At 40.1% G+C, this 15,060-nt stretch carries 12 protein-coding genes; 2 read left to right on the top strand and 10 right to left on the bottom strand.

All coding sequences use genetic code 11. The annotated features are described in order from the left end of the window. Window positions 1-223: 223 nt before the first annotated feature. From IQ246_RS05095 to IQ246_RS05050, 10 genes are all read right to left on the bottom strand, one after another. Window positions 224-799, bottom strand: coding sequence for a hypothetical protein (locus IQ246_RS05095; RefSeq protein ID WP_194000732.1), 576 nt, complete (start codon window positions 797-799; stop codon window positions 224-226). 115 nt (window positions 800-914) lie between these two features. Then, window positions 915-2,498: a TrbI/VirB10 family protein gene (locus IQ246_RS05090; RefSeq protein ID WP_194000730.1), complete on the bottom strand. Its 1,584-nt coding sequence runs from the start codon at window positions 2,496-2,498 to the stop codon at window positions 915-917. 9 nt (window positions 2,499-2,507) lie between these two features. Next, complete coding sequence (locus tag IQ246_RS05085; RefSeq protein ID WP_194000728.1) at window positions 2,508-3,200, bottom strand: hypothetical protein; 693 nt, start codon at window positions 3,198-3,200, stop codon at window positions 2,508-2,510. A 39-nt stretch (window positions 3,201-3,239) separates the two neighbouring features. Next, complete coding sequence (locus tag IQ246_RS05080) at window positions 3,240-4,064, bottom strand: hypothetical protein (protein WP_194000726.1); 825 nt, start codon at window positions 4,062-4,064, stop codon at window positions 3,240-3,242. Window positions 4,065-4,143: 79 nt separating this feature from the next. After that, a complete protein-coding gene (locus IQ246_RS05075) occupies window positions 4,144-5,193 on the bottom strand; it encodes a hypothetical protein (RefSeq protein WP_194000724.1) in 1,050 nt (349 codons plus the stop codon). 26 nt (window positions 5,194-5,219) lie between these two features. Further along, window positions 5,220-6,032, bottom strand: coding sequence for a hypothetical protein (locus IQ246_RS05070; RefSeq protein ID WP_194000722.1), 813 nt, complete (start codon window positions 6,030-6,032; stop codon window positions 5,220-5,222). Window positions 6,033-6,194: 162 nt separating this feature from the next. Further along, complete coding sequence (locus tag IQ246_RS05065; protein WP_194000720.1) at window positions 6,195-8,942, bottom strand: hypothetical protein; 2,748 nt, start codon at window positions 8,940-8,942, stop codon at window positions 6,195-6,197. Continuing rightward, on the bottom strand, window positions 8,896-9,267 hold the full coding sequence (locus tag IQ246_RS05060; protein ID WP_194000718.1) for a hypothetical protein: 372 nt from the start codon (window positions 9,265-9,267) through the stop codon (window positions 8,896-8,898). Before IQ246_RS05060 ends, IQ246_RS05065 begins: the two co-directional genes overlap by 47 nt. Before the next feature lie 47 nt (window positions 9,268-9,314). Then, the gene (locus IQ246_RS05055; protein WP_194000716.1) at window positions 9,315-9,932 is read right to left on the bottom strand and encodes a hypothetical protein; all 618 of its coding nucleotides are present in this window, start codon (window positions 9,930-9,932) and stop codon (window positions 9,315-9,317) included. A gap of 561 nt (window positions 9,933-10,493) precedes the next feature. Next, window positions 10,494-12,050 carry a phenylacetate--CoA ligase family protein gene (locus IQ246_RS05050; RefSeq protein WP_194000714.1) on the bottom strand — a complete coding sequence of 519 codons (1,557 nt, stop codon included), beginning with the start codon at window positions 12,048-12,050 and terminating at the stop codon, window positions 10,494-10,496. Between the two features lie 264 nt (window positions 12,051-12,314). On the opposite strand from IQ246_RS05050, the gene IQ246_RS05045 reads away from it, so the two are divergent. Then, on the top strand, window positions 12,315-14,012 hold the full coding sequence (locus tag IQ246_RS05045) for a serine/threonine-protein kinase (protein ID WP_194000712.1): 1,698 nt from the start codon (window positions 12,315-12,317) through the stop codon (window positions 14,010-14,012). Window positions 14,013-14,079: 67 nt separating this feature from the next. Beyond that, window positions 14,080-15,060: serine/threonine-protein kinase (locus IQ246_RS05040; protein ID WP_194000710.1), on the top strand; the 981-nt coding region annotated here is incomplete at its 3' end.

The raw sequence follows: 15,060 nt of genomic DNA, 5'->3' as shown, positions 1-15,060 counted from the left end.
CAAATCACAGCGCCATCACGCTCAAAAACGATAGCTAGAACACCGATTCAGTATTCAAGATAGGGGCGAGAAAAACCGATTCTTTGGTAGAGACGTTGCAATGCAACGTCTCTACAGCATTGCAACGTCTCTACAGTTAACGAAAATTGGTCGTTTTACCGAAGAGAAATCGGTTTTTTTGCAATTACTGAATCGATGCTCTAGGCAGTAGAAATCAGCAACTTTATTGTGAAACTCTCACACAAGGTGCTTCGTTAGCAGAAGGAGGATCAGGGAAAATTGCTAGAGTGTGATATTCTGGGCTATTTTCTTCATATATCACTCGGAAAGTATACAACTTAGTTTTACCTTGTCCTTCAGTAACAACTGTTAAAAGTGTGTTGCTAGTGTTAGGAAGTCCAGGAATTTTCAGTTTGTTAATTCGTCTAAGTTGCATTACATTCGCTGCTGATTTTTGACAATCTCCTACATTAGTATTACGGTCTTGACCGAACTGCATACATACCGGGCCATCAAAGTCTATAGTTACTTGTGATGGATCGTTTAACCAAACTTTTTTAATTACTTCTCCAGCCTGAATAAAGCTTAAGTTTGTTCCTTGTTGATATGAAACATTTATGGTAGGTATTGCTCCTCCTAAACCTTGGGCTTGACAGGAAAACATCGAACGAAGAACGGCGTTATTCGCTATGGCACGACCTGCCACTAAGAACATAGCAGCCGAGAAAATCAAGGAAGCTAAATGTAGGAAATGAACTTTTTTTGAGGTCTTTCCTGGCAAGTTGAGATTATTTTTCATGGCTGCAAACAGATGAAGATGAGGGAGATGAGGAAGAGATGGGAATAATCTAACTTTTGACTACTGTCTCTTGTACAGACGCGATTAATGGCGTCTTGAATCCTGACTCCCCAAGTTAAAACTGCATTACTTGATTGATATATATTTCAACATTTTTACCAGCAGGCACAAACCAAACATTTGTACGTTGCATCATTTGCGAGATAGCCTGTTGATTGCGTTGGGCAATTTGGGGAACTACCGTATTAATACCACCTTCAAATAGCCCAGCTGCAATGTTGCGTCTGGTGTTGTTGTTAATCGTGTATGGCGTGCCAATTGCGTTGCCGTTGCTGTCTCTAGGGTAGACAATTTCGGAATCAGCACGATTAAATAATTCTGCGGCTTTGCCAAGACCACCCAAAACAAATATTCCTACATCCATCCCTGCAATGGATGATGATTGATTGGGAAATTGTTGTGCTATGAGAGGTTTACCTTGAGAAGCACGAATCATGATCGCATTTTGCGGTAAGCTTCTTTCTGTGATGTTGCCCTTATTTTGTACAATAACTTTGACTACATTTAGCTGTACCAAACCCTGTTCGGAAATAGAACGAATTTCAGCTAATAACTCTGTGTTGGCAGGTAAAGCGATCGCACCATCCACAGCTTTGAGTGGTTCTTTCAAACGCACAACAAATACATCCTCGTTTTCGTCTTTATCGTCGTTGTTCCTGGCCTTACTAGTTTCCCCAAATACAGCTGTTGCTAATACTGCTTTGACGCTAGTCCCTACTGCTACGGATCTCTGGCTCTGTTGTTGTCCTTGATTGACTACAGAGGAGGGTTCCTGTGGTGGCGTTTGGTTCGGATTGGGATTTGGTGGCTGTTGCGCCACCTGGGTATTTTGTGGAGGCTCAGAGGTAGCTGCCATGACATTAGGTTTATCACTGACATTTACCTGACCATAGCTACCCAATTTTGCTAGCCTTGTCCACTCGTCGAGGGGGTTTGGTGGAGGTGGTGGAGTTACATTGACGACTGGCACAACTGGTGGTGGTGAAGGTTGAGAGATAATAGGACTTTGTGGAGGAGATGGTACTGTCACTACGCGAGGCACATAAACTGTTCGCACGGGTGCTGGTGTTGCTTGTGCTACTACCTGCGGTCTATTTCTGGAAGAAACTGCTGGCTTTGGCTGTAAAGCTATCGCAGGCGTTGATTTTGCAGTTCTGAGCTTTTCTTGTGCTGCTTTGACTAACTCAACTTGTTCAGTTAGAGCTAATTTTGTTTTTAGGGTTTCTACTTCTGTTTCTAGATTTTGAGAAGGAGACTGATTTATAGGTTGCGATCGCACTTGGGGAGAAGTCTCAATTTTTGGCTTTTGATTACCGCTGTTCATCAACTGGGACAGAAATCCGCCAGCCAATAAAACTATAGATAGGGTAGCCATCCCCACCAAACCTAACTTAGCAAAGGGATTAGATGAGAGGGGTTGCTTAGTCTGAACCTCATCTGGCTGCTCAGGTGACGGCTGTAGGATGGCAGATTCTTCTAATTCTGCGACTTTGGTAGGAGCAGCTTCCTCTTCAAAGCCAACCAATCTTGCCATCCGCGATTCCCAATCTAAAGACTCTACTTCTAATTGGCGATCGTCGGTAGTTAGATTGAAGAGATTTTGTGCAGAAGTTTCTGATGGAATTGAGTATCTAGTCATGGTTACAACTTAGTTTGAATTTCCAGAACAATTTTTATCTTGAATTTCACAGACATTATAAATTTCTAGTCTAGCTTCGCCGAGGCGGTAAGCTGCTAAGTGTAACGGAATTGCTGCATTTGGTAGTGAAGTCGCTGGTTGATCTATAGCTCTGACTAAAATTTGTTTATTGAACGAAATTGACTTTCCTAGCTTGTCAGAACTGCTAAAAACTAATTGATGAGCGAGAATCTCTACTTTCCACTGACCATCACCTATCTTTGTTGGTTGAGAAACTCTTTGGATTACTAATACATTTTCAGTGCCTCTATTCACAGAGTCAAATTGACTCTCTGGATTTAAATTAGTAAGTTCTGACTGAAATTTTTGCTGAAAATCATCAGCTACCAATTGAGAACTGATTTCCCAGACTGTTTTTGGCGGTTGTTGCTGTGACCAAGTAAGCATTAAGGTCATACTTTCACCGACAAAGCGCCGAATCGTCTCCGGTTGTCGCTCTAAATTCTGTTGCGGATCTACTGTGATGGCACGACCATCAATAAGTTGCACTAAACTTTGAGGTGTAAGTTGCTGATCCAATTGTTGCAACATAGACCCATGAAATACTAGTAACAGTAAAGTGAACAAATGCAAACCAAATGTTCCTACTGCCAACAGCGGTAAAAAGCTATTTTTCTTATTTTCTGGTTTAAGTAATTGCATTAATAATTATTTATATAAATTGGATTAAATGGAAACATTTTATTTTATAAAACTGCCAGACTTTGTTTTATTTCCGCATTGCTTTAATTGTTCTTCATTCAGGTTGTTATATTCGTCTAGCAAACATAAATTCCGAATTTCGTAGATTTCTAGTTGGTCATTACGAATACTGTAAATTGCTTTTTGCAGGGTAGTAGCATTGTCGGTTTGTGGATTAGCGAAGTAATCTACTGCACGCACCAGTAAATCTTTGTTAAAAGGCGTGATAATTCTTTTGTTATCAACTTGTTTTTTTTGAATTAAGTCAGCTACCATCCCCACGCGCCACTTACCTGGGGCAATTTTTTTCGGCGGATAAACCCGCTTAATAATTAACTGTGATGTCATAGCTTGGCTGGGGTTTTCAGAGAAAACTTCTGGTGGCGTTATTTCTGCAATTGTGCTTAAGAAACCTTTGCGAAAATCTTCTGATAAAGCAAAACTAGCTATCCAACTACTGGTGCTAATTTTTTGACCACCCCCTTGTGTTGTTCTAATCAGTATTCCTAAATCTGATTTGGGGTTTGCAACTTCTTCAATACTTTGTGGTGGTAGGTTTCCAGACCAGTTAAACATTGATATCATCGTTTTACTAATGAATTGGCGAATTGCTTCTGGTTCTCGTTCCAAATCATCAGTAACAGCTACTGGTTTACCATCGAGCATTTGCACAAAGTTGGGAGGCTTTCTCAGGCTGAGTTGGCGAATTTTAATCCCTTGAAATAGGAACAGAAGTAATACTAATACATGCAAACTTAAGGTGGCGATCGCAAAAGCTGTTAAAATACTTCCTGTTCGTTGTCTTTTTTCTAATAACCGTACCATTTACTCATCTCCCAACCCAACAGTTATCGCTTATTTATCTTGATCTTTAACTACTTACCAATCTCCCCTAGCTAAAAACTTATATCCTATCTTTCACCAGAGAAGCCGTATTGCTGATCGCACTGAAGACGGCAAACCCCCCAGCCGCAGCCACTAGTAAAGATAAAATCGGTGCTAAAATTCCCAGAAAAATTATGAACCACATTAAGTCTGGATCAACATTAGCATTTTGACCGGGGCCATTAACAATAACTGCGGCAGTTAACACAGCAATAATATTAAATGAAATCTTGGCGATACCAATAGATAAAAACCCCGTAAGCCATGCAAAAATTGGTTTACCAGCTACAGGTAGCAAAGATCCACCCACAGCCAGGGGCCCTAATGTTGCTATGAGTAACATAGTCGCTTCTATTAAATTTTGGAAGGCATATTGTAAAGAGACTAGGAAATTCTTGATGCTCGTTTGGATTGTGGAACCTAGCAAAGCATTAAAGGCGTTTTCAGATACAGTACCTGTGCTATATGTAATTTGATTTACCTTGTTTTCTAATCTATCTATCCAAGTTTTATTGCCGTATAAATTTCTGTATTCTTGCCAGAGTTCGTTAGCTTTTTCCGTGGCTTTGATAAAGCATTTATTTTGTTGTTCACCAGTAAGTGACTGACAAGGACGCAGTAAAGAACCAGCCACCTCTTCAGCAATACTCATATTCAGTGCTTGCTGATAAATTTGGTCAGTATTTGTTGTTACCACTACTTGCTGATTTACAGAATTTATCAAATTCCGTACTCCCAATGTTAAATTAGAAAGTATGCTTCCATTGCCTGAATTACTTAACAGTATTACCACTAGGAATGGCCAAATCAAAGCTGATATAGGGCGGGCATATTCGCTGTATATCAAATCTTTGAGGAATTGTAACATAAAAAACAGCAAGGTTCCTACTGCAAAGAACACACCTAGATTTGTGAGCGCTCCATACAAGTTATTACTGGTATTATTTTGTAATAAATCTAGCCATTGATTGTCCCAACCCTCGGCAATACTTTGGGCAGTTGTAGCACCATTACCGAGGATTTCATCTATGCCTACTTGGGCAATAATTGGTAAATTAACAAGCTGCATTTTGAGTTTACTAACTATTTTCTTTCCTAATTATCAATTTTTGTCCCAAATAAATCTATTTGAGAAGTGGCTCGTAAAAGTCGCGCTGCTTCTGTAGATGTATCTACTCTGCGAGCACGATTACCTTCTTCCATTTGCTGAGAAATATTGGCTAAATTTAAGTTGGAGTATTGCAGAGATTGATTGGTTTGTAGTGTTTGAGCAAATGTTTCACCTACAATTTTTGATTGTTCTTGTTGGATTTTAATGCTTTGGGATAAATTGGCATTTAACAATTGTGATAAAAGTGCAGTAGCTGGATCAATCTTACTGGCCTCAATACCAGCGAAATTAATGGAGGGAAGTTGATCGAGCAAGCCTTGGCTTGTTTCCTCGGCTGCCTCACTAAATTCTGCAATATCTCTCAAACTTCTTTCAGTATTTATTAACTTCGTTTTTGTCCGTATCTGCCCAGCTTCACCTAAAAGCCCAGAAACAGCTCCACGGGTAATTAGACGATTGATTTCGTTGCTAACTAAATTTGAGCGGACTACTGAATTATTCTCAAAGCGATCTGATATCGAATTGATAAAAATATCATCACGAACTCTCTTTCCAGCAGTGATTGGGTTAGGTATTTTCAATTCTCCCGTAGCACTAGTGAGAGCACTTCGAGTCTGCGGTTCTACAGGTTTTAAGTTTTCGCTCAAATTATTTTGCAGGTAGTTTTGCAAATCTACAGAATATGATTGAAAATCAGTCCAAACCTCACCTACTTGTCCAGTCTCGCCTAATTGTGCCATTACTGGTAGAATTGCTAGGGATAATAAAGTAAGAGTCAAAACCGTAGTTTTTTGCATATATCTTTGCTTGAAAAAAGTAGATAAAATTGTGTGGTTAGCTAGAAATTAAAAGTTTTACTGAATTAGCTGATAAACTGTTTTTTACCTTTGCGCCTTTGCGTGAGCTTTTCATATCTAGATTCAGCAATGCCAATTGAAAACTTCAGTGATCACCACTCATCAACTACTACGTAGCGTAGCCACTAACTGACGTGCAAATGTAGAAATTGCTTCATATTTATCCGTGTGAAGTTGCATTATTTTACTGCGTGCAGCTTGTTCATAGGGGTTATTCGCAACTGCTGCTAATTGTTCGTAACCTGGATAATAACGACAAAATGTATAAATACCGTTATCATCTAGGAGCCACTGACTATAAATACCTTCTTTGCGCGGGAAAAAGCTTTCTGAAGCATTACGAGAAATAATGTTGCGGGGATATTTTAAGATATCTGCAAAACTATCGACTGCAACTGGCTGAATGCGTCCAATCAATCGTGTTGTCAAGTTTTGTAAAATTTTAGATGCAGCTTTGGATTTAGCAATGGTATCAGGATCTTGTGCTGATAAAATAACTCTGATACCAGCTTTAGCGCCGTTAGCACAAACTCTGCCAACTAAGTCAGAAATTTGCTCGAATTCAAATAAAATTGGTGCTTCGTCGATGAAGAATATGGATGCTGGACTGCTTAATGCACGTCGCAATGCTGCTGAATAGGCGCTCAATGATAGTACTGCTGCATCTTCACTATCTGATAGGTTTCTGAGAGCAAAAACCAAAAGTTGTGCATCGGTGGGAAAGCTAGATGGTGCAGAAATCGCTTGTCCGACGCGGCTAGAGAGCCAAAACCGCAAGCGTAGCTGAATTTGGCTCAAGGCGTCGTCAACTCTTCCACTTACAGAATTTAACTGTAAATGTTCTGGTGAGCAAAAATAGAGAAAGTCTTTTAAGGTAGGGGTTTTCGGCCAAGCTGGAGAACCAAATCCCCCTGCGATCGCTTGACGATATCGTTCTTTGATACCCTCGTCAGCGAAGAAGGCTTCTAAAGCCAAGTTGAGAAGCGATCGCACGGTTTGTGACAAAATCTGACTCTCTGTGGATGATCCTAAAACCATTGTCATTAAAGCTGATTCTAGAAAAGAGATATAGTCGAGTGTGCGATCGCGTTGTTGTTCTGGATCGAGCGATCGTAAATCTGGCTGCTCAAATAAGTTATTCGATTGTTTAGAGATATCAAAATACGCCCCATTCCCCTCCATAAACTCTGTGTAATCAGTAAAAGTAGATGTTCCATCAGGTTTGGGGAAGTCTAACGCCACTACAGGAATACCATGCGCCAAAGCCTGAGTTAAAATCCCTGATACTAATACCGATTTACCAGCACGAGTTGTTGCAAACAGCGCTAAGTTTTTATGTTGGTTAAACAAATCGATATGTATGGGTGTTCCGCCTTCTTCAGCAATCAATTCAAAGCCTTGGCGATCGCCTTGTTTAGTTAGTACTAAAGGCATTAATCCTGGAACTTCACTTGTTAAATATAATTGGCGACGATTGAAGGGTTTTGCTAACAAACCCTCCCAAACTATTGGTAAAGTTTGCAGCCAAATTTTCCAAGCATATTCTGTTTCCCTAATTACTCGTGCTGGACGTTGAAAACAGTTTTCAATATATCTTGTCGCTTCCTCTAATTTCTCTATACTGGGACGATGTACCAAAATTGCTATCCCCGTGTAAATCGGGACTGCACCTTCATATAATTGTTCTTGTGCTGCTACGGATTTTTTTAACTTTAATTGAGCGTTGACATCAATGGTTTTACTTTTTTCTTGAGCCAGAATTGTCGTCATATTTGACTGCTTCAGCACTCGTTGCAAGGTAGTTTTCACAAAGGCTGGATTTGCAGTCGTCAACTCACAAAATACTTCTGTATCTACTACTGTTTCTCTTGCTAGCAGTTCCCATATATAACGCAGCTGAGTAGATTTGTTTCGCCAACCTCCGGGTTTTTCTAAAAATGTCATTACGCCAATATAACGATTTTTAACATTAACCCAACGACGATCAGCACAAGGGACACTAGATTCCATCAGCAAAGTTGTACTATGGATATTATCTATCAGTAATTTAGTACTTGGTAAGTCTGAATTAACTTGCTCGTGTATTCCATTTTCATCTAAAGTAATTAATTGGGGAATATCTATGGGCTGCGTATCATTAAATCTTCTCCAGGTTTCTTCCCAGAGTTCATCAGCAGTCAAAGGCTTGATATCCAATCCCATTTTGTTAGCTAAAAGTTGCTCCCAGCGGAGAAAACCTTGTTTATAAGCATTAGTAATGATAGTTTCGAGGCGCTGGTATTCTACTTCTGATAGTTCGCCTTTGAATTTCAACCACCATGATTCAGCTTTTGCTAAAAGTCTTTCTATCCAATCATCTGCATTGGTATTGCTAGACTCAACAGTATAAGTAACATAGATACGTAAAAATTTGGGCTTCCTAATACCAGAGATAGTTAGCTCTTTAACTCTGGCTCGTTCTGCCATCAATAAATATTTTATATCTCGTGACGGCGCATTTTTGATCAGTGACGCTAATTCTTGTTGGCGACTTTTATCTGAACTAAAAGATCCCAAATGTAGCGTCATTCTTTCATCGGTAGGGATATCTTTTAAACCCGCTTCAATATTATTGACAATTGTGTCGATTTGTTCTGGCCTTAAAGTGGTGTGGATACCTCGACACTCAAAACCAAAAACAAAGCAAAACCGATCTTTTTGGGTTCCTTTGGTTAAAATATAAGCGCCAATATCACGTCCATTTAGTGAGACGCGCAGCATTGTCGCCAAATGTAAAGCGTCTTCAAATGGTGTTAATCTAGTTTCATTTCCGGCGATGCTGACGCTTTTTTTTCCGATTTTTTGCTTCATAGTTAACTTCTAGCAAGCTTTGATAACGAGCAAAGCCTCTTGTCCAAGTGGGAACACCAACAAATTTGCTTAAAAAACTCCAACTCCTACCACCAGTTAATATCCACCAAGTCCCCATTCCCCAACCAGCAATTAGTACCGTCCACAACCATTTTTGAAACTCCTCTTGGAAAATCCCCCCAAAAATTCCGTTGATGATAAAGTAGGAGGCTAGGCAAATTAGTGTCCAAGGAAGAATTTGATCGGCGGGGATTGGCCCTAATGAAGGTTGACTTCCCAGAATTTGATTGACTGGACGAAATTCTTCTTCACGCTCTTGAGACATTGCAAATATCTTAATTTTCCTGCATTCTATATAGAGTATAGAGTGACTTATCTACTGTTATCGCCAATTACAAAGCGTGTGAGTACATCAGCAATGGTAACAGCAACAACGACTAAAAGGGGGGTTCTGGCTATACTTTGCCAGTCTTCATCTTTACGCACTGCGTTAATTACACCAACTAGGGAAATTGCAATATAAAGTAAGTAAATTGCTCGCAATACATTAAATATCAAACTCACCGCTGCTTGAGTTCCGCTATTTGTTGTTGAACCCTGTGTCAAGGTGGTTTTAAAAAATTCTTCAGCTTTCCCAAAGAACTGCGCTTGTGCAGGGACTGCAAAATAGTCTAACCAAAACAAACTGAGAATGATCGCTACTGCTAAGATTTGTAATGGGATCAGCGATCGCTTGGGTAAATTCACCTGCTGACCAATTTGCTGCACAATTACTGCAATTAAACTACCAACTAGTAAACAAAAAAGCAGGATAGGACTTTTTAGACTGATAACGCTTACAAATACAGCACAAGCAATCAAAAAAGGTACAGATTCAACCAAAGTCACCAAACAGAATTTCAGTGTTAGCCTCAAATTAGGGGATTTTTTCGCCGCAATACCACTTAAACCTTGGAAAAAGTTTCTCTCATGAGAACTTTGTCTAGACATTTGCTAATTTTCCTACAATGTAGTATAATTTTATGTTGATTTTATTGTTACAACTAATACAACCTAACACTATTTAACATCATTTTTAAAAAAATTATGAAGTCACAGTAAAATATTTTATACACACCTGTTAATTTTGCTCGAGTTAAGTTAAGAACATATTAATTTTTATTTAATTACGTAAATTTTTATAAATTAGGTTTCAACCATCAATTTAGAATTATCACGATATCAGCGATTAATTGCTTCAATACAAGTTAGAGACTTTAGTGTAAAAGCAAAAAATCTTTGTTGTACGGCGTGCTGATTCAAAAGGTAATTCGTACTCTATTAAGAACAAAGACTAATTGAGATATAAAATAGTTAAGTCATTTTATATAAATCAGGACTTACGCAACTGGCATATTATTTTAATTTCGTAGTAAGGACTTTAGTCCTTATTTTGAAGACTAAAGTCCTTACTACAAACAAAAAATTGAGATTTTTGTGACACTTGCGTAAGTCCTGTAAATGATTGAAAATTAAGTTTATATGTTGGTTTCTCATTGCACTGTATTGCGCCTATTTACGTGTGTAACGATGCTTCACCCCAATAGGAAAATATTCTAGATCGCCTGTTGGAGCTAATGCAACTTGTGGCATTTGATATTCTGTGGGAACGTAGTTAGCAAATTCGCTGTTGAGGCGCATCAGTTGCGAAAGCATAGACGATGCTATGGTTTGCTGCTTATCTTCGTTACCCTCCACCCCCGGCGCTAACTCCACAACCACAGATAAAAATCTGTTTTTGTCAGCATCTTCCTTTACCTGCAACACGAACTTACCCGTTACCCATTCTTGAATTACTGGTTGTTCTAACCCTACTGTAATATTTTCTGGGTATATATTCGCTCCAAAGTAGGAAACCGTAAAGTTAGAGCGTCCGAAGACATAGACGAAAGGTAAAGGATGAATACCTCTTGGTGATTGCTGAGTATGAGATTTAGTAAGATCTGTGGATGACTGTTTTAGCCCTTCATCTTGTAACGCTCCAACAGGATAAAAGCCCCATTCTGCTAAAAAATGGATCATAGCATCGTAGCTAATTAACCCACCAGTATCTAAGATGTCATAACGGATCAAGGGTATGCCATTATCGCCAGAAAACAGCAATGCCTTATCCTCAACTTCAAAATAACGACTTATAGGGTCATATTGTAGCAGTGTGGGTAAACGAGATTCCCCAAATAAAGCTCTAGCTGCATCTGGATTTTCTGCCAAAAAACGGCGAATGCAGATACTTAAAGGTGTTTCATTCCCCAATACACCCGCATCCGCAGTACCGTATAGTGATGCAAAATCGTAACAGGGATTTTGGGAACCAATCCTGCCGCCAACTAAACTACGCCATTCTTCGCTGAATACTTCTCCCGCCATAACTAACTTAATCTGATTTTGCTGCCACTCTACACCACGAGCAATACCAGTATCAATCACATCTTTCAAAAATGGTGGGTATCCCAACAGCACAACTTGCTCAAAGGCTGAGCCAAGTTCTTGTACAACCCGCAAAATTTCTTCTTTGTTGTTACCAGGAGTAATTACAGTGATAGGATAACCTTTGCTGGCAAGATAGCGACAGCAATTGGTAGTAAACATTCCACCTACCCAAGTGCCTAAAGTAAAACAAATTACGGCTAGGGTACGTCTAGTATCCGCATAAAAACTGTCGTGAAAAATCTGCTCAAAGCGTGTGGCGATTTGCAGTTCATCTGTAAAAAAACGGGGCCAAAATGTTGGTTTACCTGTGGAACCAGAAGAAGCGGCTATCATATCACACCCTTGCAACTGTCCGTGACGGCACAAGTCAGCCAGAGGATAACGCAGGATATAATTTTCTTTGGCGATCGCAGGTAGTTTTTGAAACTCCTCCAAGGTTTGAATAGCAGCCGGATTAATTTCTCTTTCTGCTAAAAAAGCCTTGTAAGCGGGTACATTAGCAGCTACATCATGAAATAAACTCAAAGCTGCTGCTTCACTAGAAGTATCTAAATGCTGTTGTAGTAACGTTTCTAAGGGGATAGACAAAAAATCTTCAAATGCTTTAATTGCTCGCTGTTTTTGTGATTTATAGTTCATGACACTGTGTTGCTCATCTTGAAGTAGAACTAACACCACCATTATTTGCTTTCAGTATTTTAGCGATTACCGAATAACTTCAAACCTCCTTTCCTGAATAATGTAAACAAACCCTCCCCAAGTGCAGTTGTTCAGAAAGAACCAAGAATCTGACAATAGTCAAAAGCCATAAACAAAAAGATTTTTTGACCCTTAACCCTTTTCCGTAACTCGAACTGCATCCGTTGTAGTAACTTATAAAAACCTAATTCATCCTTCAGCACCATGCAGGTTTATTGCAGTAAACAACACACAAATAATGGTAGTAACCGCTTTTGTACCCATTGCGGTGAGCCATTACCTCTTGCTGTTGGCCAGGTTGTGGATAATCGCTATCAAATTATACGTCAACTAGGGCAGGGCGGCTTTGGGCGCACTTATTTGGCGGAAGATAGAAATAAATCCAACCAAACGTGCGTGCTGAAGGAATTTGCACCCCAAGTACAAGAACAGCACGATTTACAAAAAGCTAAAGAGTTATTTGAGCGAGAAGCCAATGTCCTCAAAAAACTCCAGCATCCCCAGATTCCGCGTTTTCACGCCTCACTACAAGTGAAAATTGGTAGTAAAGATTTTTTCTTTTTGGTGCAAGATTATGTAGATGGTGATAATTTTGACCAATTATTAGAGCAGCGTCACAGCCAAGGAAAGACCTTTAGTGAAGAAGAAGTAATCACCCTTCTGCAACAAATTTTACCCGTATTGTCTTACATCCACTCACTAGATGTAGTTCACCGCGATATCTCTCCTGATAATTTGATTTGGCGGCGTTCTGATAATCTACCAGTGCTGATTGATTTCGGCGGTGTCAAACAATTACCAGCTTCCCAAGGGTTTTGGCGCACTAAGTTGGTGGGAAATCACACTTTGTTGGGTAAAAAAGGCTACGCGCCAGAGGAACAGCTACGCCAAGGGAAAGTATTTATTAATAGCGATTTATACTCTTTAGCGGTGACATCCCTAGTGCTACTTACAGGTAAGGAACCGCAAAAATTATACGACAGCTTTCAGGGAATTTGGTACTGGGGAAAGGAAATCAACGTCAGTCCCAAATTGGAAACTGTATTAAAAAAAATGTTGTCTTATAAACCAAGCGATCGCTATCAACGAGCCGATCAAGTCCTGAAAGATTTACCATCACCCAATGCTACCAAACCCCCGACTACTTATACTACCAAACTTAAGACGATGGTAGTGTCTCCTGGACGACAACGCGCTAGTGCGATCGCCAGTAAATTCCACAATAAGACTCAAGCCATTACTAAGGCGATACCTTTACCCGTTTGGATTCGGCCTTTTGCTGTCAGCCTTGGGGGGACTGCTTTGGTTGTTTTAACTGGTGCAGGTATTTGGGCAGCGGTAAATGCGGTCATTCGCAGCGTAACTTCCATCACTGTACCATCAATCTCGTTACCACAAATCCCACAATTACCCAATCCTCTTGGTAAACCAGTGAGCGACAAAGGAACAAGTCGCAATCCCCAAGAAATTTTCAGCCGTCGTCAACAGTTAGAAATTCCAGAAGTATTTTTTACACGCTTAGTTGATAATTCATTTTATACTAGTAAGCCAGAATTAAAGGGGCGTAGCCTCACCCCTAAATCCGAAGATGCAGCTTTACGCGATGAATGGTACGGTATTGCTGACAACTTGCTGAATAAACTAGAACAAGCTAATCTCAGTACCTCAGCACGTCGAAAACTCGGAAGCTATAGTACAAAAGATTACGATAATTGGAGACGCCAAGCACGTGCAGGACAGTTGGGAGAATATACAATCAGTCAACTGAACAAAGATACAAATGAAAAATTTCAGCAGTTGTTTCCCGGTGAGCGACGTGGGAAACTCAGTCAGCAGGCTTTCATTCAAATTTGGTATGCGATCGCAGCTGATCAAGTCAGTAAAGTTCAATCTGGTAACTAAAGTGACTGGGGACTGGGAACAGAGAATAATTAATGACTTTTAACCCTTGACTTTTGACTTTTGACAAATGACAAAATTACATTGTTCCAAAGGACACGACAATTCCCCAGGTAGTCGCTTTTGTCTCCAGTGTGGTGAGCAGTTGGATACACCCATGAATTATGGTATCAAGGCGGGATTAACTTTAGGCGATCGCTATGTAATTGTGCGTCAAATTGGTCAAGGAGGATTTGGACGTACATATTTAGCTGAAGATGTCAACCGCTTCCGCGAACTTTGTGTTTTAAAAGAATTCTCTCCTCAAGTTCAAACTGCTTACGTTGTCCAAAAAGCTGGAGAACTGTTTGAGCGAGAAGCAAGTGTTCTCTACAAGCTGCAACATCCTCAAATCCCACGCTTCCGGGAACTTTTACGCATCAACTTACAGGGTAAAGAATACCTGTTTTTGGTGCAAGATTATGTAGAAGGTCAAACTTATAATTCTTTATTAAATGACCGAATACAGCAGGGTTTACGGTTTACAGAAGCAGAAGGACGCCAGTTGTTACAGCAAATTTTGCCAGTTTTGGATTACATCCACTCACTTGGTGTCATTCATCGGGACATCTCCCCAGATAACTTAATTCTTCGCAACATTGACCAACTTCCAGTACTAATTGACTTTGGTGGTGTCAAACAAGTAGTCGCAACCGTTGCTTCCCAATATTACCAACCTGGGGAAGTTGCGCCTCCATCACCAACCCTATTGGGTAAAGTAGGATTCGCTCCCCCAGAACAGATGCAAACGGGGATGGTGTCCCCTCACAGCGACTTGTATGCTTTGGCGGTAACGGTGCTAGTTTTACTGACAGGTAAACAGCCGCAAGAACTAATTGATACTTATACTCTGACTTGGCAATGGCGACGAGAAATTAACTTGAGTTCCAATTTGGGGCAGATATTGGATAAAATGCTATCGTCCAGACCAAGCGATCGCTACCAATCAGCCCGTCAAGTATTGGAAGCCCTCAACCCACCCCCAGTTAGCTACGCCCCAACTCAATATCCC

The sequence above is a fragment of the aff. Roholtiella sp. LEGE 12411 genome, from assembly GCF_015206995.1.
Lineage (GTDB): Bacteria > Cyanobacteriota > Cyanobacteriia > Cyanobacteriales > Nostocaceae > Komarekiella.
Note: the sequence above shows the minus strand (reverse complement) of the source record. Positions and strands in the feature narration are given on the sequence as shown.

What these genes read in the sequence shown, in the direction of transcription:
- IQ246_RS05095 (WP_194000732.1), bottom strand. Translation starts at nt 799, where the DNA reads ATGAAAAATAATCTCAACTTGCCAGGAAAGACCTCAAAAAAAGTTCAT.
- IQ246_RS05090 (WP_194000730.1), bottom strand. Translation starts at nt 2,498, where the DNA reads ATGACTAGATACTCAATTCCATCAGAAACTTCTGCACAAAATCTCTTC.
- IQ246_RS05085 (WP_194000728.1), bottom strand. Translation starts at nt 3,200, where the DNA reads ATGCAATTACTTAAACCAGAAAATAAGAAAAATAGCTTTTTACCGCTG.
- IQ246_RS05080 (WP_194000726.1), bottom strand. Translation starts at nt 4,064, where the DNA reads ATGGTACGGTTATTAGAAAAAAGACAACGAACAGGAAGTATTTTAACA.
- IQ246_RS05075 (WP_194000724.1), bottom strand. Translation starts at nt 5,193, where the DNA reads ATGCAGCTTGTTAATTTACCAATTATTGCCCAAGTAGGCATAGATGAA.
- IQ246_RS05070 (WP_194000722.1), bottom strand. Translation starts at nt 6,032, where the DNA reads ATGCAAAAAACTACGGTTTTGACTCTTACTTTATTATCCCTAGCAATT.
- IQ246_RS05065 (WP_194000720.1), bottom strand. Translation starts at nt 8,942, where the DNA reads ATGAAGCAAAAAATCGGAAAAAAAAGCGTCAGCATCGCCGGAAATGAA.
- IQ246_RS05060 (WP_194000718.1), bottom strand. Translation starts at nt 9,267, where the DNA reads ATGTCTCAAGAGCGTGAAGAAGAATTTCGTCCAGTCAATCAAATTCTG.
- IQ246_RS05055 (WP_194000716.1), bottom strand. Translation starts at nt 9,932, where the DNA reads ATGTCTAGACAAAGTTCTCATGAGAGAAACTTTTTCCAAGGTTTAAGT.
- IQ246_RS05050 (WP_194000714.1), bottom strand. Translation starts at nt 12,050, where the DNA reads ATGAACTATAAATCACAAAAACAGCGAGCAATTAAAGCATTTGAAGAT.
- IQ246_RS05045 (WP_194000712.1), top strand. Translation starts at nt 12,315, where the DNA reads ATGCAGGTTTATTGCAGTAAACAACACACAAATAATGGTAGTAACCGC.